The organism is Gymnodinialimonas sp. JB5-7 (genome assembly GCF_055693405.1).
The window spans coordinates 1822927-1840947 of record NZ_JBVFUX010000012.1; the positions used below are offsets into that span (position 1 = coordinate 1822927).

Here is an 18021-nt window from a genome sequence, read left to right on the forward strand (position 1 = left end):
CCATCATGCCAACCGAAATGACCCAGATGCGCCGCGAGGTTTTGGAGATCCCCGATTCCTGTCGAACGGCTGCTGTCGCAGGGGGCATCGGCCATCGCGTCAATCGCAAAGGTGGCCGCCCGAACGGACCCGCCTTTCATCGCAACCGTGGCGCGTGGCTCCTCTGATCACGTCTGTGCTCTGCTGAAATACGCTTTTGAGCTTTCACTGGGTCTGCCGGTGGCTTCAATCGGCCCGTCCATTGCCTCGATCTACGGGGCCGAACTGCGCCTTGGCGGATCGGTGACACTTTCGGTCTCTCAATCCGGCAAAAGCCCGGACATCGTCGCGATGTCCCGCGCGGCAAGCGATGCTGGCAGCCTTACAATTGCCCTCACGAATGATGCGGCGTCCCCGCTGGCAGATGCCAGCTTGCACACAATCGATGTGCAGGCTGGTCCGGAACAGAGCGTCGCGGCCACCAAGACCTTTGTCACGTCCGCCATCTCCGGTCTGATCCTTTTGGCGGAATGGAAGGGGATGATGCCCTGCGCGCCGCATTGCGCCGTCTTCCAGATCACTTGGCGAACGCAACACAGATCGATTGGCCCTCGCTGCAAAGCGCCATTGATCCGGCCTCGTCGCTCTTCACGCTCGGGCGCGGTCCCGCTTGGGCGATCTCGAACGAGGCGGCGCTGAAGTTCAAGGAAACCTGCCAGATCCATGCCGAAAGCTACTCCTCCGCCGAAGTCCTGCACGGCCCCGTTTCCATCGTCGGAACCGGTTTTCCTGTCCTGTGCTTTGCCAACGCCGATGCGGCCGAAGCCTCTGTTGCTGAAGTCGCCGATCACCTGGCCGAAAAGGGCGCCCAGGTTTTCGTCACCTCGGACACCGCGCGGGTTGCCACATGCTTGCCCCACATCCGCACAGAGCACCCTTTGCTCGATCCCCTTGCGTTGATCGTCTCCTTCTATGCGATGATCGAGAGGGTTGCCGTCGCGCGTGGGGTCAACCCGGATGCGCCCCGCCACCTGAACAAAGTCACGAGAACGCTATGAAGAGACGTCCCATAGCGTTTGTTGGTGCCGAGATTTTCGATGGAATGTCCCGCCATTCAGGCCACGCGGTGATCGTGGAAGCAGGCCGCGTGGCCGGGATTGTCCCTGAATATCAGGTGCCGGCAGAGGCCATGGTGGAACCGGTGCAAGGCGGTCTTCTGGCACCAGGCTTCGTTGATCTGCAGGTCAATGGCGGCGGCGGGGTGATGTTCAACGATGATCAAAGCGTCGCGACGCTCCGCACCATGGCAGAGGCCCATGCACGCCTTGGGGCGACTTCCATCCTGCCCACGTTGATCACCGATACACCCGCCTGCACCGCCCGCGCGGTTCACGCCGTTGAAGCGGCCATCGCCGAACATGTGCCGGGTATTGTGGGGCTTCATCTGGAGGGTCCCCATCTGTCACAGGCCCGCAAAGGGGCCCATGACCCCAACCTGATCCGTCCGATGGACGAGGGGGACCTCACACTCCTGCTGGATGCCGCGCGCAGATTGCCCGTGCTCAAAGTTACCCTCGCGCCAGAAACGGTCACCCCTTATCAAATCGCGTGCCTTGCCGATGCTGGCATACTCGTCGCCCTCGGCCACAGCGACGCGTCTTTTGACGCCTGCCATTCCGCAACCACAGCCGGTGCACGGTGCGTGACGCATCTTTTCAATGCCATGAGCCCGCTTGGCAGCCGCGAACCGGGTCTTGTGGGCGCGGCGCTGACCATCGGCGACTTGTCAGTGGGCCTGATTGCCGACGGCATCCATGTCCACCCGCAATCCGTGCGTGCCGCGATGGCCGCAAAAGCAGGGCCGGGCGCGATCTTTCTGGTCAGTGACGCCATGGCCGTGGCGGGCAGCACAAGGACCGAGTTCCACCTCAACAATCGCTTGATCCGTCGCGAACAGGGTCGCCTTACGCTCGAAGATGGCACATTGGCCGGGGCCGATCTTGATCTGCCAACCGCCATGCGAAACATCATCCAATGGGGCGCTGCCGATGCAGATCATGCGCTGGCCATGGCCACATCCATCCCCGCGAGACTGCATCCCGGTTTCGTGCAAATCGGCACCCTTGCCGAAGGCGCGCCAGCGGATTTCGTATATCTGGCCGAGCCGGACTATACTCTGGCCAGCGTCTGGCGTGCGGGCACGCACATCGCCCTCGACTAAGCCGAAGTGTTTCAAACATCTCTACGGTTGGATTGGCTGGGGTGGTAGGATTCGAACCTACGGTACACGGTACCAAAAACCGCTGCCTTACCGCTTGGCTACACCCCAACCGTGCCGGAGCAGATACGACGCCATCGCGGGGGGATCAAGCCCCCGATGCGTTTTCTGCACGCGGATTTCCTCTATTCCTGCGGGGCCTCCCGGCGCAGCAGATCGTCGTCCGGCAAGGCCTCGCGTTCGGCCTCGATGATCTCTTCCAACGCGGTGACTTCCTCAATGCCGACATCCTGCGCCTCGACCGCAGCGTGGGCCGGGGCAGGGCGTTTGTCCGCAACCACACGGCCCGGCACCTCAGTGCCCGCCAACCGGTAGGTCGGCTCCGGCAGGCTGATCCCCGCCTCTTCCAGACGCGCCTTCACAACCCGGATCGCTTCGCCCTTGGCCATGCCGATCCCGGTCTCATGCTGCTTGATCCAGCCCGCCGCCGTGATGTCGATGGTGGAGGCACCAAGCCCCTCCACCCAAACCGCAGGCCCGGGCGCCTCCAGCACAAAAGGCAACTCGTTCAGCGCGGCGAGGATAATCCGCTGGGCCTCGGCAATATCGGCCTCAGGCTCCACCCCAAGCAGAAACGTAAACCGCCGCTCATCATTGCGTGTGTAGTTGATGATCTTCGATTTGAAGACAGTCGAATTGGGGATCCGAATGTGGTTCCCATCCAGGCTCAAAAGAATGGTCGCCCGACTGGTCAGGCGGATCACATGGCCTGTATCCCCCTCGATCTCCACCAGGTCCTTCGGGCGAAATGGCTGCCGGATCGACAGCATGATGGACGAAATGAAGTTCTCCACCGTGTCCCGCACTGCGAACCCGATGGCGAGGCCCACAATACCCGCAGCCCCCAGGATCGTGCCCAACAAGGCCGTCGCGTTCAACAAATCCAAGGCAAGCACAATGCCAAGCACCACAAAGGCCAGGCGCACCACCTGCCGGTAGATGTCCGCGATAAAGGCATTGGGCGCGATCCGGTCCCACGGCCAGGACCGCCGCGCCAACCAAAAGCCGAAAAGCCAGGTCAAAAGGCCCGCCGTCAAAGCCACAAGGATCAAAGGCGAAAACGCCACGAACTGTTCGAACCGGTCGCGCATCCGCTCAAGCGCGGGGTTCAACCGCTCCACCACATCCGTGCTTTCCGTGACGACATTCTCGATGGCGACAACACCCTCAACGCGTGCCACAAGCGCATTCAACGCCTCAATCCGGTTTCCGTCGACGACAGTGCCGCGCAGCGTCACGATCCCGTTGGAAACCGTTGCCCGCACATCGTCATAGCCATCCAACTGGCCAAGAATGGCCATGATCCGGTCGCGCACGGCGAAATCCTGGGCGCGGTCGCTTTCGACCGAAATCTCCCCGTCTGGCTGGGTGCCATCGGTTTGCGCCAGGACCGGGTTGATCAGTCCAACGGCAAGAAGGGCCGCAAGCCCAAGCAGGGTTCGACGCAGCCACATCACACGGTCACCGGTGCCGCTTTGGCGACCTTGTCGAGGGCCATCAACACGTCCAACACATTGCCCATATCCTCAAGCCGGATCATGTTCGGCCCATCGCTTGGGGCATTGTCGGGATCCTGATGCGTCTCAAGAAACACGCCCGCCACGCCCACGGCCACGGCGGCGCGCGCCAGAACCGGCGCGAATTCCCGCTGTCCGCCTGATGATCCGCCTAGTCCGCCCGGCTGTGCCACCGCATGCGTGGCATCCATGATTACAGGGTATCCCGTCTTGGCCATTTCCGGCAGCGACCGCATGTCGGCCACCAGCGCGTTGTAGCCAAACGAAACACCACGCTCCGTCAAAAGCATCCGTTCGTTGCCGGTGCTTGCGACCTTTTCGGCGACATTTGCCATGTCCCAGGGCGCAAGAAACTGGCCCTTCTTGACGTTGATGGCCGCGCCTGTCTCACCCGCCGCAAGCAAAAGGTCCGTCTGGCGGCATAGAAATGCAGGGATTTGCAGGACGTCCACGGCGCTGGCCACCGGGGCGCATTGCTCGGGCGCGTGCACGTCAGTCAGCACCGGGCAGCCGAATTCTTCCCGCATGGCCGACAGGATGCGCAGCCCTTCGTCCATCCCCAGCCCGCGTTTACCGCCAAGCGACGTTCGGTTCGCCTTGTCGTAAGAGCCTTTGAAGATGAATTGCGCGCCGGTCTTGGCGCAGACCTCTGCCATATGCCCTGCGATCATCCGCGCATGATCAAGGCTTTCCAACTGGCAAGGCCCCGCAATGACGGTAAGCGGGGCCGTGTTCGACACGTTCAACGCGCCGATCTCTACGTTCTTCATCTCCACCCTCCGGGGCCGCTTTGGCCCCGGTTGTGCGCGCCGGTCAGGAACTGACTTGTTCGCGCAGGATCGAGGCTGTCATCGATACCAACAGGTAGATGCCAGAAAAGACGATGAAGGCAAGCAGGGTATTCTCAAATGCTTTCGGATAGGCCGCCTCATCCGGGGCCACGGGCAACACGCCGAGCGAGATGTAAAGCGTTTGGCGGTTGGCCTCCATGCGTGCCGCTTCGCGCGCTTGCATGGCTTCCGTCAGCATCAAGCGGCGGGTTTCCAGATCGGCCTGTGCGACCACCAACTCGGATTGCACCCGCGCGAGGGAGACTTCGCCGCCCGTCAAGGCGCTGCGCAGCTCCTGAACCTGCGCTTCCAGCCGCTCAATCTGCGCCTCCGATGCGGCAACACGGCCTGCATTGGGGCGGGAGGCGGCGTTCATTTCGGCCAGGCGCAGCCGCTCTTCGGTCAGGCGTGCCTCAAGGGTCGAGATCTGGTTGAACACAAGGTTCAATTCCGCTTCGGGCGACACGACCTCAAGCTGCTGCTGTAGATCCAGAACACGCTCTTGCGCCATCGCTGCGCGTTCTTCGGCTTCGTTAAAGGCCTCTTGTGCACCCGCCATGCCATCGGCGCGCAGGCGCGATGACATTTGATCAACACGCTCTTCCGCATATCCGATCAGCGCTTCCGAGAATTGCTGGCTCACCACCGGGTCCGCGGCCAGCATCTCCATGCGGATAATGCCTTCGACAGGGTCGTAACTTGTGGTCAGGCTGCGCAGGTAGGTGTCGTACATCTGCTCGTCCGAGCCGCCATCGTCCAGGCGTAGAAGCGGGTCGATTTCATCGCTCGAAAAATGTGCGCGAAAACCCAATTCCTCGTCCAGCCGCAACATTGCTTCCCGGCTTTCAAGGTAGCTTTGCACGGTGATTGATTCCTGCACGGTCGCGAAAGAGCTTCCTCCAAGCAGCCCGCCAAGACCGCCCGCGCCGCCGACAGAGGCTTCGGCCTTTTGGATCACGAACTCCGTATTGGTTGCGAACAAGGGCGTCGCCACGGCGTAGAAATAGTAGCTGACAAGGATCGTCGGCAGAAAGACGAAGCACGCCAAGCGTGAGGCCAATTGGATCAGCTTGCGACGGCGACGTGCCGCGATGTCGCGCTGCACGCGCATGATTTCGGCGGCTCGTTCTTCGGCTGAGAAGGCGCCACCGCCGCCCGGGGGCGGGGCGGGGGCGTCAATCTGGGTGGCCGGAACCTGCGCCGTCGCGGCGCGAACCGGCAGGGTGTTGCCCGCGGCCCCTGCAGCGGCAGCCCCTGCAGCAGCGCCCGCGGCACCGCCGCCATGTCCGGCATCGTTGACGACAAGTTCCAGCATGCTGGATTGGTTGAACGGATCGACCCCGCGCTTGCGCAATTGGCGAACCGCATCAAAGTCCGAGGCCGGTTGCAGCCCGTGTTTCTGCGCCAGACGCCGCGCCATGCGCAGTTGGCGCCCGGTCAGCCCCTCGGCTCGGATTGCGGCCAGTTCCTCTTCCACGCTGGCCGTGCCACCCGCTTGTGCAGCACCTTGCGCACCGCCTGCCTGTGCACGCTCATACGCAGCGGACCCCGGCATGGGCGCGTCGCCGAACCCGTCTTCGGTTGTGTTTGGCAAGCTGTTGTCCACCGGCCCCTGCGCAGTCCTTGGCGGGCGGGCTGCATCAGCGGCCTGCGCCGCCCGCGTTTCACCGGCGGGCGCAACCGCATCGCTGCGGCGGATGCGAAATTTTCTAGCCTTGGGTTTGGTAGTCATAAAGCTGCTTCGCCTCTTCCAGCGTATCGAAGGAGTGCAATTTGCCGTCCATCAGGACCGCCGCACGCCGTGCGAATTTTTCAAGCGTCTGGGCCTGGTGCGACACGATGATCACCGTCGCATTCTTCAGCCGTTCCGCCAGGATATTGCCTGCGCGCCGATTGAACTCGGCGTCTGTCGAGGCAGGCATCCCCTCGTCAATCAGATAGATATCAAATTCCAGCGCCAAAAGGAGCGAGAAGTTGAACCGTGCCTTCATGCCGCTGGAATAGGTCCCCAGAGGCATGTCGAAATATTCCTCGATCCCGCACACCCAACGGCAAAACGCCTCCACATAATCGGGGTCCAGCCCGTAGAGCTGCGCGATATAGCGGCTGTTTTCCATGGCAGAGAGCTTGCTGATCAGCCCCCCCATGAACCCCAGCGGGAACGAGATCCGCGCATTCCGCGTGATCGTGCCTTCATCGGGCTTTTCCAGCCCGCACATCATCTTGATCAGGGTTGTTTTGCCAGTGCCGTTCGGGGCCAGAATGCCCATCGAATAGCCAATATCCACACGAAAAGACGCACGATCCAGGATCACCTTTCGGCGCTCACCGGTCCAGAAGGATTTCGAAACCCCTGAAAACTCCAACATGCGTCTGCCGCCCAAAAATTGCCTACTGGCGCGTGCGTTCTTATCAGCGTCACGTCACCATTTTGGAAACATACTGTCCCTTTAGGGCATCATTATGTCCTAATGGATGCAAATTTCACAGGGAATTTTCCTCAAAGTCGCGCAGATGCGGGCGCGCAGGAGCCCTTAGAGCTCCTGCTTTTCCACCCTGAACAGCACACCCGATACGATCGCAAGCACAGCCGCCCCGAACGAGAACAAGGCCCCCATCTTTGCCGCATCCTGCACCGGACCCGCATCAAACGCGACCGAGGCCACGAATAGCGACACGGTGAAGCCGATGGCGGCGACAAAGCCGATAACCACCAAATCGACCATCCGCATACCCTGCGGCAATCCCAACCTCAGGATCACCACGGCCACCCAGCCGAACAAGAAAATGCCCACGGGTTTGCCCACGATCAGACCGGCCAGCACCAGCCAGGTCGCATCGCCCATGGCGCTGAAGGCCACGCCCGCATTCATCAGGCCGAACAGGCCCAGAATGATCTCAACCGGGTATTTCAACGCATGCTCAATCTGGTTCAAAAGATCGTGCAAATGCTCCTCCGCAGCCGAGAATATGCCAAAGGCGCGGTCCGCATGGGGGATGGTCGGCACAATCGGCAGCAGCCCCAGCGCCGGGTGCAGACCCGACATCATGAACGCATACCAGCTTGCACAGGCCGCGATCAGGTAGGGCCAGAACGACAACCGCGTCCGCACCCACGTCGACCGGCGGCGCACCTGATCGCCACGATCAAGGCGGCGTGGCAGCCAGTTGAACAGAACAAATACACCAACAGCCGCCGCCAAAGACAGCAGTAACCAGACAGGCGCCAGATCGCCGGACGGATAGAAGATCGCCAGGATCAAAAGGCCCGCCGCGTCATCGGCGATGGCCAGCAGCAGCAAGAACCGAACCGCCGGGTGCCCCGCACCAAAGACCAAACGGCCCACCAGGTACGAGAACGCGATGTCCGTCGCGGTCGGAATGGCCCACCCGTTCGCCACCGCGTCATAGGTGTCCGAGCCAAGGAAATAAGCAAGCCCGAGGTATACCACGATGGGCCCGAACATGCCGCCCGCCGTCGCCACCAGCGGCGTCGCCGCCTTCTTGCCGCGCAAGCTGCCGTTTTTCAGGATCACGGCCTCCCAAACCTCTTTCGCGGCAATCGCAAAGAACAAGGCCATCAGAACATCATTCACCAGGTAATGCAGCGTCAGGTCGCGCACCACATGGCCATTGCCGTCATCGTGCAAATGCCCGATCGGCGCGTCGTGCCAGATCACAAACTCAACGAAATCGTGGTAAAGGTCCGCCCAGTAATGGCTGTTGCCCGCAACCGGCGCGATCAAGTCCAAATTCGCCCAGATCAACGCGATGATTGCACCGCTGATCAGCAGCAGCGAATAGCCGGTGACGAAATTCCAAACGCGGTACATGCCGTCCCTCCCGCTTTTCGTTTTTGGGTGATTAGCCAAACAAAGGAGGGGCGTCCATGGCTCAAGCGATCACGAACCCGTCTACACGCGGAAAGGTTGTACTCGAAAGTGTCAATCGGTGCCGTGGACCACGCGAAATGCGCTACGCCACCATGCTCCATGCGATCCCGGCCAATATCGCGCCGGTCAGGGCAAAGCCCAGATACGCCGCGAACACGCGCGGCTTGACCAACGCCCAGACGGCCACCGCCGCCGGGATGGAACTGACACCACCCGCAATCACGAAACTCATCGCAGCACCTGGGTTCATGCCTTGCTCCACAAGGCCGCCCATCAGGCCCACGGCCATGTAGCCGTTCAGATAGGCAGGCATGCCCACCAAGGCAGCCAGCACGATGGTGAAGACGCTCTCCCCCCAAGGAACTGCGCCACGTACTGCGTGGTCTCATACTCGATCATCAGCGCCTCGAAGAGGTAGGCGATCATCAACCATTTCGCGAGGAACAGCGCATTGTCGATAAAGCTCTCGCGGAATGCCGTACGCCGCTCTGCCTCGCGCCAGAACGCCCAGGCGGGCGTGCCCTGAAACGGCTCCTTCACGCCACAGCACCCGCCGATCTGCGGCTTTTCACGCAGCGGGTCCGCAAAGACCGCCGATTTCGCAAAGGCCAGCGTCGCAAAGCCGCCCAACACGCCCAAGCCCACGGCCGCCACCGTCTTGCCGATGGCAAAGGCAAGACCCAATTCGCCGGAGGTTACAAAAAACATCGCCGGGTCCATCAGGGGCGAGGCGAGCCAGAACGCCATCACAGCCGCCAAAGGTGCGCCCACGGCCAGAAGCGCCGCAATGAACGGGATCACTTCGCAGGAGCAAAATGGCGACAACCCGCCCAGAAGGGCGGCCATAAAGATCATGCGCACCGGGTTGCCGGTGAAGGCCTTGGCGATCAACGTCTCCGCGCCCGACGCCTTCACATAGGCCACCGCCGTGATGGCAAACAGGATGATCGGAACCGTGCCGCCGAATGCTTTCGCGGCTGTTGTGACAACCGGCTGAAACATCGGCGCATCAAAGATCAGCACGACAAGCGGGATCAGCACGACTACGGCCCACGCCTTGTCGAGGCGCTTCCAAAGGTCGGGCAGGGTGCGTGTGTTCAGCGTCTGATCAGCCATGTTTTTGTGCCCACCGCTCATCGAGACAACACTCGGCCAGTATGAAATCCGACAAGCCGCCGATCAGATGCGTGTCCGCGTGGAGGATGATCTGCCGACCTAGCCGCTCCTGATAGATCAGGCCCGCCGCCTTCAGGTGCTTCACGTGATGGGTCAGGACCGATCCGCTCAAACCGACGGCCTCACCCAATTTTCCCGTGGGCATGCCATTTGGCTCTGCCCGGACCAGCCGCATCACGATGGAAAGCCGCGCCTCTGATCCGAGGGCGGCGAAGGCCGTGGAGAAGACCGCAAGCTCCTCTTCAGGGCTCAGGATGTCCGGGTCGGGGGTGTCGTTAACCACTTTCATAATGTTTCTATGATTATAGAAATATTGAAATAATGCAAGCCCCTTGTTTTATTGGGTGCGCGGGGTATGTCTTGCCCCATGAACACCCTGATCACGCGTGCACAAGCTGTGAAAAGCTGCCGAATCTGCGCCGACAAATTCGCCGCCACGCACACCGCGCACGAACCGCGCCCCGTCGCCTGGTTCGCCCCCGGCGCCCGTATTCTGATCGCCGGCCAAGCGCCCGGTATGAAGGTCCATCACTCCGGCAAACCCTTCACCGACCCCTCCGGCGACCGCCTCCGCGATTGGATGGGTGTGGACGAGGCCACGTTCTACGACCGCTCCCGCGTCGCCATCCTCCCCATGGCGTTCTGCTTCCCCGGCTACGACGCCAAAGGCTCTGATCTCCCACCCCCAAAATCTGCGCCGAAACCTGGCGCGCAGATATCCTGTCCGATCTCACCGACATCCGCCTCACCCTCCTGATCGGCGGCTACGCCCAGAAATGGCATCTCGGCACGAAAACGGGCGTCACGGAAACCGTTGCATTCTGGCGCGACCATGGCGCCGACGTCTTTCCCTTGCCTCACCCCTCCTGGCGCAATACCGCGTGGCTGAAGAAAAACCCCTGGTTCGAGGCTGAGCTTCTGCCCGTCCTGCGCGCCCGCATTTCTGAGGTTCTGTCCGAATGACCCCCTCGACCAAGCCTTCGCAACAATGGAGGCCAACCCCGATGACACCGCCGCACGGCTGGCCTGGTTCGACCGCCTCGCTGCGTCCGAGCTGGTGCTGTTGCTGGAAGAAGACGCGCAGGGCGACCGCATCAAACCGCGTATCTTTACCGTGGAAGGGGCTGACCTCGTCCTGGCCTTTGACCGCGACGAACGGCTGGCGGAATTCGCTGGTGCCGAGGCACCCTACGCCGCCATGTCAGGCCGCGCGCTGGCCGGCATGCTGACGGATGCAGGCCTTGGGTTGGGCGTGAACCTTGGCGCACCTTCGGAGACGGTGTTGGAGAATGAGGCGATGGCCTGGCTGTCAGGGGTCCTGTCCGAACAGCCCGCCGAAGTCGAAGACCAGCCGGAAGAGGTGCGCCCACCGACGAACCTACCCGAAGCCCTTCTGACCGCCCTTGACCTGCGCCTTGCCTCTGCCACCGGGCGCGCGACCATGGCCTACCTTGTGGCCACCACCTTTTCGGGCGGGCGCCAAAGCCACCTGCTTGGCTTTATCGACCCCGCGCCGGGCGCGGAAACGGCGCTGGCACAGCTTGTGGCCGAGGCGCTCACATTCTCAGGACTGGAAGCTGCAAGCCTCGATGTTGGGTTCTTTCGGGCATCCGACCCGTTCTGCGCGCAACTGGCACGCGTGGGCCTGCGCTTTGATCTGCCGCAGCCAGAGGAACCAATGCAGCGCAAGGCGCCCGGCGGCGACCCGGCAAAGCCACCCAAGCTGCGTTAATAACCGGCGTCTCGGTCCACAAGGTGCAGGAACGGCTCCCCGGCCTCACCGCGCCGGATATTCTCGGCAATGACCTCGGACGCCGTATCGGCCCGCGTCTCGGACGCGATATGGGGCGTGACTGTCACCTTCGGATGCGCCCAGTATGGGTCGTCTCGCGGCAAAGGCTCCACCCGAAATACATCCAGCGTTGCATGGCCGATCTGTCCGCTGTCGAGCGCGGCCAGCAAAGCGGCATCGTCGACCAACGGCCCACGCCCGGGGTTGATGATAACGGCCCCTTTCGGCATCTGGGCCAGCGTATGCGCGTTGAACAGGTTCGTCGTCGCGGGCGTGTCGGGCAAAAGCAGAACCGCAATCTCGCTTCGGGCCAGCGCCTGTCCAAGTCCATCGGGGCCCGCAAATGTCTCGACCCCCGCTATGTCTTTCTTCGACCGCGCCCAACCGCTGACGTTGAAGCCAAGCCCGACCAAGGCCTCCGCCACAGCCGTTCCCAAAGCCCCCAAGCCGTACACGGTGACACTGCGGTTGCGGGCCAGTGGGGGACGATCCCATTGCGCCACACCCCGTCCTGCCCGTGGATATGCGCGTCGATGCCAAGGTGATGCCGCAGCACATGACCGACGCACCATTCCATCATGCCTTCGGTCAGGCCACTGTCGACCATCCGGGCCAATGGAACAGTCAGCGTTGTGTTGCCAACAACCTCCTCAACCCCCGCCCACAGGTTCAGCACCGCCTTGAGGCGCGTGAATGGTGTAAAATCCTGCACCTCGGAATTCGGGGCATAAACAACGTAGTCGACCGTCTCAGGCGCGGCCTCCAGCACCAGCCTATTGTCCGAAACGCCTGCTATCGCCAACGCGCGGCGCAAGGGCGCCTCATAGCTGGCCCACCGCTCAGGCCGGGCGGCAAAAAGGATCACTGGGTCTGACATTGGGCTTTCCTATCGGGCGCGGTGCACATGCGCCGATTGCACCAAACCGAAGGCCACCATCAAGACCAACATGGCCGACCCGCCATAGCTGACGAGCGGCAAAGGCACACCCACAACCGGGGCAAGGCCCATCACCATCGCCATGTTGAGCGCGAAGTAGAGGAAGAAGGTCACCGCCACCCCCATCACCACAAGCGAGGCATAGCGTTCGCGCGCCATCAGCGCCGTGGCAATGCAGAAGACAAGGATCAGCAGGTATAGCAGCAGAAGGGACGCAGCCCCGACGAACCCGAACTCTTCCGCCAGGGTCGGAAAGATAAAGTCTGTATGACTTTCCGGCAGGAAGTCGCCCCGGATCTGCGTGCCCTGCATGAAACCGCGCCCGGTCCACCCGCCGGAGCCAAGCGCAATCTGGCTTTGCGTGATGTGATAGCCTTCGCCCAACGGGTCGCGCGTCGGGTCCAGGAACGTGTCGATGCGCGAGTATTGGTAGTCCGCCAGCAAGGCCCAATCCGTGCCACGGCTGGCGAAGACGGCTGTCACCGCACCGATCCCCAGGGCAATGACGGACGCAAAATACAGCCAATGCACCCCGGCCAAAAAGATCACCGCGCCGCCCCCCAACAGGATCAGCAGCGAGGTGCCGAGGTCGGGCTGAATGAACGTCAGCCCAACGGGCAAACCGATGATCAGAAGCGGGATGATGACGTATAGCGGGTTGGAAACCTTCTCCAGATCCAGCCAGTCATAATAGGCCGCAAGCATCATCACGACCGTGATCTTGGCCACCTCCGATGGTTGCAGGCGCATGAACCCCAAGTCGATCCAACGCTGTGCACCGCCAAAGGTGGACCCGAAGAATTCCACATAAAGCAGCAACAGGATCGAGATGATGTAGGCCAGCACCGACATGTTGCGCCAGAACCAGATCGGCACGAGCGCGACGATAATCATGGCACAAAAGCCAAGGGCAAAACGCTGCATCTGCGCCTCCGCCCAAGGGCTGAACGAACCGCCAGCCACCGAATACAACATCAGAAAACCGACACAGGCCACGCTGACGAGGAGTAAAGCCAGCGCCCAGTTCAGGTGCAGGATTTTCTGCCAGCCCGTCGGTGTGGATTTGACGTTATATTCTAGAAAGCTCATGCGTCAGTGCCCCAAGCACCGGGCGTGCGTCCTGATGGCTGCGGGGGGTCTCGAAGATTGGCAGGGTGCGATGCATCTCCTCGATGCCGCGCCTCTGGCTCACAGGATAAAGCTCGGAAGGGGGACGTCGCCCACCTGAGCCCGCAGCAGAATGTCCCGCCCGATGGGCGCCGCCGCGACAGAGCCGCCGCCGCCATGTTCGACGATGACCGCCGCCGCATAGCGCGGATTGTCGTACGGCGCGAAGCCCACGTACAGCGCATGGTCGCGCCGCTCCCACGGCAGATCTTCGTTGCGGATCACGCCTGCCGCGCGTTCAGCGGCAGTGATATTGCGCACCTGGCTCGTGCCAGTCTTGCCCGCGATCGTGTATTCATCCCCCATCGTACGGCTGCGATAGGCTGTGCCGCGGCTGTGGTTGTTCACCCGCCACATGCCCTGATGGATCAAGGCCAGATGTTCGGGATCGACGCCCAGATCCTCCGCGTCGGGCCGCGCCCCGGGCACCCCATCGACGGAGCGGATGAGGTTCGGGATCAGCGTCTTGCCGCTGGCAATCCGTGCAGTCATCACCGCCAGATGCAACGGGGAAGACAGAACAAAGCCTTGCCCGATCGAAGCGTTGAGCGTGTCACCGACCACCCAATCCTGCTCAAACCGGCGGCGCTTCCACTCCATCGTGGGCGCCAGCCCCTCGGCGATACCGCTCATCGGCAGGTCATGGCGCACACCACATCCAAGACGCCGCGCCATGGCCGAGATATTCTCGATCCCCACGCGTTGGGCGAGCTCGTAGTAGTAGACGTCGCAGGATTGGCTCAGGCTTTCGATAAGGTTCATCCGACCATGCCCGCCGCGCCGCCAGCAGTGGAAGCGGCGATTGCCGATCTCCATATGACCCGGGCAGGCGACCGTCTCGTCAGGTGTGATGAACCCGCCTTCCAGCGCGGCGAGCGCGACGACCATTTTGTAGGTGGAGCCAGGCGGATAAAGGCCCTGCACCGCCTTGTTGGCCAGCGGGCGGTAAGGGTCTTCATTCAACCCGTTCCACTGCGTGGTCGAAATCCCGCGCACAAACAGGTTCGGATCGAAGGTCGGGGCAGAGGCCACGGCCAACACATCACCATTCGTGCAATCCATGATGACGGCACCGGCGCTTTCGCCGTGCATCCGCGCCTCGACGTAATTTTGCAGGCCTGCATCGACGGTTATCTGCACGTCGCTGCCCGGAGTGGCCGGGTCGCGGTCCAACTCGCGCATCACCCGGCCCGAGGCGTTCACCTCCACCCGGCTGGTCCCCGCGCTTCCGCGCAGCATCCCTTCCGCCTTGTCTTCGATATTGTAGCGGCCGACCTGGAAATCCGGGATCTGCAGCACCGGGTCCGTGTCACCGGTCTGTTCCAGATACCAGTCACTTACCGGACCCACATAGCCCACAACATGGGCAAAATCGGCGCCCAATGGATAGACCCGGGAAAGCCCCACTTCGGGGTTCACACCGGGTAGGGCAGGGGCGTTGACAGCGACGGCCGAAAGCTCCTCCCAGCTTAGGCGATCAGCAATTGTGACCGGCACAAAGGACGGACGGCGGCGGATTTCCTCCCGTGCGCGCTCTAGCGAGACCAGATCCAGGTTCACAAGACGCGCAACCTCATCCAGCACGGCATCCACATCGCCGGCATCTTCGCGCACGATCGTAATGCGATAATTCTGCTCATTACCGGCCAGCAGCACGCCGCTGCGATCAAAGATCAGGCCGCGGGCCGGCGGCAGCAGGCGCAGGTTGATGCGGTTTTCCTCGGCCAGCAGGCGGAAATCATCCGCCCGCTCCACCTGCAGGTACCGCATACGCCCCGCCAGAACGCCGCCTGTGCCGATGAACAAGCCACCAACGATCAGGCTCCGCCGGGTGATCGTGCGGGCACTATCCTCGATTTCGCGTTGCGTACGTTTCATGGCGAGAACTTCAGGGCAGCAGACAGGTTACAGGGCTTCAAGCTCAGTTGGACCAAGCTTACGCAAGCCGAAGACAAATTTCGAGACGGCGACAACAATCGGATAGGTCATGATGGTGACAATCCCCTGCACCAACGTAAGCCCCAGCGGATCCAGATCCACCAGCAGGATCCACAAAACCAGCCGATTGAGCAAAACCATGCCCATCACCGCCGCCGCCACCGCGCCCCATTCAACGAGAAACGGAAACTCCGTCATTGTCAGACGCCGCCGCCGCAGACTTTCACACGCAAGGATCACCAGCAGGGTCCACAGGCCGGGCGGCCGCTGAAACAGAAAATCCGCCAACAAGAAGACGATAAGCAACGCCCCAAGCGGCACAACCGCAGGCTGGCGCACCATCCACGCGAAGGCGAGCAACAGGAGCAGGTCCGGCCCCGGCAGGCCACCGGCATCCAGGTTCAGGGGCAAAAGCTTCAGGGTGATCAGCGCTAGGGCAAGCACAACGAACAGCGCGCGATAGGTCCAGATATGGCGGGGGGACAGGGCGCTCATGTCACTCGTCCGGGTTGACCTGTGCGCGCGCCGACGGGTCCGGCACCAGCGCGCCTTCCTCATCCACGATCATCCCGGCAGGCGGCCAGGGCGGGCCGATCAGATCAGCAGGGTCATCCAGGGTCGTGCCCGGATGACTGCGCATGACCCGCAGGAAATTCAGCCGCTGCAAATCCGCCGACAGCCGCGCGCGCAACAGACGGTCCGAAGTGAACACCACCTGCCCCACCAGCAGTCCGGGCGGAAATAGTCCGCCATCGCCCGAGGTCACAATCCTGTCGCCCGCCGCGATATCCTCGGGGTCTTCCACGAAATCGAGCACGGGATTGGCTGAGTTGTCGCCCATCAAAAGCGCTTGCTGGCCACTTGGAAGGATCGTCACCGGGATGCGGCTTGCAGCATCCGTCAACAACATGACCCGCGCCGTGCTGTCGCCCACGCCCGAAATCCGCCCAACGACACCCAAGCCATCCATCGTGGCCCATCCATCCAGAATACCATCCCGCGCGCCCACGTTCAGCAGAACCGAGCGTCGGAAGGGCGATCCACTATCGGCCAGCACGATCCCCGTCACGAAAGTCAGCTCGGGGTCCAGCTGCACGCGGTTCAAATCCAGCAGGCGCGCATTTTCCTGTTCCAGTTGCAACGCCGCCTCGCGCCAGGCCCGCATCTGCTGCAACTCGCGGCGCAATTCCTGATTTTGCTCGAACAAGCGCGCATAGCTTTGGAAATCCTCGGCCATGCGCGCGATGCCGGTAATCGGCGCCATGGCCCATTCCATGTTCGGCACATACCGATCCACAATGGCGGCCCGTATCCGCTCCATCCGCGGGTTGTCGATCCGCCAGATCAGCACCAGCGAGACAAGGAACAGCACCAGCACCGCCAACAGCAATCGCCGGACGGGTCGCGTTACGGATGCGTCATAACTGTCCCGGGCCAATAGGTGCCTCTCGGGGGTTGGCGTGGATTAACTGTCGTAGTCTATCGCATGGCGGAGGAGATTCTCATACTCCAACGCTTTGCCCGTGCCGAGCGCCACACAGTTCAGGCTTTCATCGGCCACGCTGATCGCAAGGCCCGTCTGCTCCCGCAGCGCGAGGTCCAACTCTCCAAGCAGCGCGCCACCGCCGGTCAGCATCACACCGCGATCCACGATATCTGCGGCCAGATCGGGCGGTGTCGCTTCCAGCGCGCCCATCACGGCTTCACAGATTTGCTGCACCGGTTCGGCCAAGGCCTCAGCCACCTGGGCCTGGCTGATCTCGGTCTCTTTCGGCACACCATTCAACAGGTCTCGCCCGCGAATCCGCATCGAGGCCCCGCGCCCATCGTCCGGCATCCGCGCTGTCCCGATGGAGGTTTTGATCCGCTCCGCCGTCGCCTCGCCAATCAACAGGTTATGCTGGCGCCGCAGGTAGGAGATGATCGCCTCGTCCATCCGGTCACCACCAACACGGACGGAGCGCGCGTAAACGATGTCGGCCAGCGACAGGACCGCCACCTCGGTCGTACCACCGCCAATATCCACAACCATCGATCCGGTCGGATCGGTAATCGGCATGCCCGCCCCAATCGCCGCCGCAATCGGCTCCGCGATCAGGCCCGCTTTCCGCGCACCGGCCCCCAGAACCGACTGCCGAATGGCGCGCTTCTCAACGGGGGTCGCGCCGTGAGGCACACAAACAATGATCTTCGGCTTCGAGAATGTCGTGCGCTTGTGAACCTTGCGGATGAAGTGCTTGATCATCTCTTCAGCAACGTCGAAATCCGCAATCACACCGTCCCGCATCGGCCGGATCGCCTGAATGCTACCCGGCGTCCGCCCCAGCATCAGCTTTGCGTCCTCGCCAAAGGCCAAAGCCTTCTTCACGCCGTCCTTGACCTGGTAAGCCACCACAGACGGCTCATTCAGGATAACGCCCCGGCCCCGCACATAGACCAGCGTATTCGCGGTCCCGAGGTCGATCGCCATATCCGAGGAGAAGAGGTTGCCAAGAAATCCGGCCATGGGCACGC

12 protein-coding genes, 1 tRNA gene and 5 pseudogenes are annotated in these 18021 nt (G+C 62.2%); 4 read left to right on the plus strand and 14 right to left on the minus strand.

Annotated features, from left to right (window positions below):
• Window positions 1–5 precede the first annotated feature (5 nt).
• Both ACZ1HK_RS17685 and nagA read left to right on the plus strand, forming a co-directional pair.
• Window positions 6–1037: pseudogene (locus tag ACZ1HK_RS17685) on the plus strand (SIS domain-containing protein).
• Window positions 1034–2200 carry an N-acetylglucosamine-6-phosphate deacetylase gene (gene nagA, locus ACZ1HK_RS17690; RefSeq protein WP_472629797.1) on the plus strand — a complete coding sequence of 389 codons (1167 nt, stop codon included), beginning with the start codon at window positions 1034–1036 and terminating at the stop codon, window positions 2198–2200. Before ACZ1HK_RS17685 ends, nagA begins: the two are co-directional and overlap by 4 nt.
• A 33-nt stretch (window positions 2201–2233) precedes the next feature.
• Here the strand turns inward: nagA and ACZ1HK_RS17695 are convergent.
• The 8 genes and pseudogenes from ACZ1HK_RS17695 to ACZ1HK_RS17730 form a co-directional block, all read right to left on the minus strand.
• Window positions 2234–2308: transfer RNA gene (locus ACZ1HK_RS17695), tRNA-Gln, on the minus strand.
• Between the two features lie 74 nt (window positions 2309–2382).
• A complete protein-coding gene (locus ACZ1HK_RS17700; RefSeq protein WP_472629798.1) occupies window positions 2383–3711 on the minus strand; it encodes a mechanosensitive ion channel domain-containing protein in 1329 nt (442 codons plus the stop codon).
• On the minus strand, window positions 3711–4544 hold the full coding sequence (kdsA, locus tag ACZ1HK_RS17705; protein WP_472629799.1) for a 3-deoxy-8-phosphooctulonate synthase: 834 nt from the start codon (window positions 4542–4544) through the stop codon (window positions 3711–3713). Before kdsA ends, ACZ1HK_RS17700 begins: the two co-directional genes overlap by 1 nt.
• A gap of 43 nt (window positions 4545–4587) precedes the next feature.
• Entirely contained in the window at window positions 4588–6336 is a 1749-nt protein-coding gene (locus ACZ1HK_RS17710; RefSeq protein WP_472629800.1) for a KpsE/RkpR family capsule polysaccharide export protein, read from the minus strand.
• Complete coding sequence (locus ACZ1HK_RS17715) at window positions 6314–6973, minus strand: ABC transporter ATP-binding protein (protein WP_472629801.1); 660 nt, start codon at window positions 6971–6973, stop codon at window positions 6314–6316. The genes ACZ1HK_RS17710 and ACZ1HK_RS17715 overlap by 23 nt, the downstream gene beginning before the upstream one ends.
• 165 nt (window positions 6974–7138) lie before the next feature.
• A complete protein-coding gene (locus ACZ1HK_RS17720; protein WP_472629802.1) occupies window positions 7139–8437 on the minus strand; it encodes a Na+/H+ antiporter NhaA in 1299 nt (432 codons plus the stop codon).
• A 142-nt stretch (window positions 8438–8579) separates the two neighbouring features.
• Window positions 8580–9613: pseudogene (locus ACZ1HK_RS17725) on the minus strand (permease).
• A complete protein-coding gene (locus tag ACZ1HK_RS17730; RefSeq protein WP_472629803.1) occupies window positions 9606–9962 on the minus strand; it encodes an ArsR/SmtB family transcription factor in 357 nt (118 codons plus the stop codon). The pseudogene ACZ1HK_RS17725 and the gene ACZ1HK_RS17730 overlap by 8 nt, the downstream one beginning before the upstream one ends.
• Before the next feature lie 78 nt (window positions 9963–10040).
• Between ACZ1HK_RS17730 and ACZ1HK_RS17735 the strand changes: the two are divergent.
• Window positions 10041–10636: pseudogene (locus tag ACZ1HK_RS17735) on the plus strand (uracil-DNA glycosylase family protein).
• Entirely contained in the window at window positions 10617–11405 is a 789-nt protein-coding gene (locus ACZ1HK_RS17740; protein ID WP_472630871.1) for an SseB family protein, read from the plus strand. Before ACZ1HK_RS17735 ends, ACZ1HK_RS17740 begins: the two are co-directional and overlap by 20 nt.
• On the opposite strand, the pseudogene ACZ1HK_RS17745 reads toward ACZ1HK_RS17740, so the two are convergent.
• From ACZ1HK_RS17745 to ACZ1HK_RS17770, 6 genes and pseudogenes are all read right to left on the minus strand, one after another.
• Window positions 11402–12342, minus strand: a pseudogene (locus ACZ1HK_RS17745) (2-hydroxyacid dehydrogenase). The gene ACZ1HK_RS17740 and the pseudogene ACZ1HK_RS17745 sit on opposite strands and share 4 nt — an antisense overlap.
• A gap of 9 nt (window positions 12343–12351) precedes the next feature.
• Window positions 12352–13491 (minus strand): rod shape-determining protein RodA, encoded by a 1140-nt coding sequence (rodA, locus tag ACZ1HK_RS17750; protein ID WP_472629804.1) that lies wholly within the window; start codon window positions 13489–13491, stop codon window positions 12352–12354.
• A pseudogene (gene mrdA, locus ACZ1HK_RS17755) lies at window positions 13488–15447 on the minus strand (penicillin-binding protein 2). Before mrdA ends, rodA begins: the two are co-directional and overlap by 4 nt.
• Before the next feature lie 27 nt (window positions 15448–15474).
• Window positions 15475–16002: a rod shape-determining protein MreD gene (locus ACZ1HK_RS17760; protein WP_472629805.1), complete on the minus strand. Its 528-nt coding sequence runs from the start codon at window positions 16000–16002 to the stop codon at window positions 15475–15477.
• A gap of 1 nt (window position 16003) precedes the next feature.
• Window positions 16004–16945, minus strand: a complete 942-nt coding sequence (mreC, locus tag ACZ1HK_RS17765; RefSeq protein ID WP_472629806.1) for a rod shape-determining protein MreC — start codon at window positions 16943–16945, stop codon at window positions 16004–16006.
• Window positions 16946–16972: 27 nt separating this feature from the next.
• A complete protein-coding gene (locus tag ACZ1HK_RS17770) occupies window positions 16973–18013 on the minus strand; it encodes a rod shape-determining protein (protein WP_224816026.1) in 1041 nt (346 codons plus the stop codon).
• Window positions 18014–18021: the final 8 nt, after the last annotated feature.

Excerpts from the sequence above, each read along its gene's own strand:
- nagA (WP_472629797.1), top strand. The coding sequence starts at position 1,034 with ATGAAGAGACGTCCCATAGCGTTTGTTGGTGCCGAGATTTTCGATGGA.
- ACZ1HK_RS17700 (WP_472629798.1), bottom strand. The coding sequence starts at position 3,711 with ATGTGGCTGCGTCGAACCCTGCTTGGGCTTGCGGCCCTTCTTGCCGTT.
- kdsA (WP_472629799.1), bottom strand. The coding sequence starts at position 4,544 with ATGAAGAACGTAGAGATCGGCGCGTTGAACGTGTCGAACACGGCCCCG.
- ACZ1HK_RS17710 (WP_472629800.1), bottom strand. The coding sequence starts at position 6,336 with ATGACTACCAAACCCAAGGCTAGAAAATTTCGCATCCGCCGCAGCGAT.
- ACZ1HK_RS17715 (WP_472629801.1), bottom strand. The coding sequence starts at position 6,973 with ATGTTGGAGTTTTCAGGGGTTTCGAAATCCTTCTGGACCGGTGAGCGC.
- ACZ1HK_RS17720 (WP_472629802.1), bottom strand. The coding sequence starts at position 8,437 with ATGTACCGCGTTTGGAATTTCGTCACCGGCTATTCGCTGCTGCTGATC.
- ACZ1HK_RS17730 (WP_472629803.1), bottom strand. The coding sequence starts at position 9,962 with ATGAAAGTGGTTAACGACACCCCCGACCCGGACATCCTGAGCCCTGAA.
- rodA (WP_472629804.1), bottom strand. The coding sequence starts at position 13,491 with ATGAGCTTTCTAGAATATAACGTCAAATCCACACCGACGGGCTGGCAG.
- ACZ1HK_RS17760 (WP_472629805.1), bottom strand. The coding sequence starts at position 16,002 with ATGAGCGCCCTGTCCCCCCGCCATATCTGGACCTATCGCGCGCTGTTC.
- ACZ1HK_RS17770 (WP_224816026.1), bottom strand. The coding sequence starts at position 18,013 with ATGGCCGGATTTCTTGGCAACCTCTTCTCCTCGGATATGGCGATCGAC.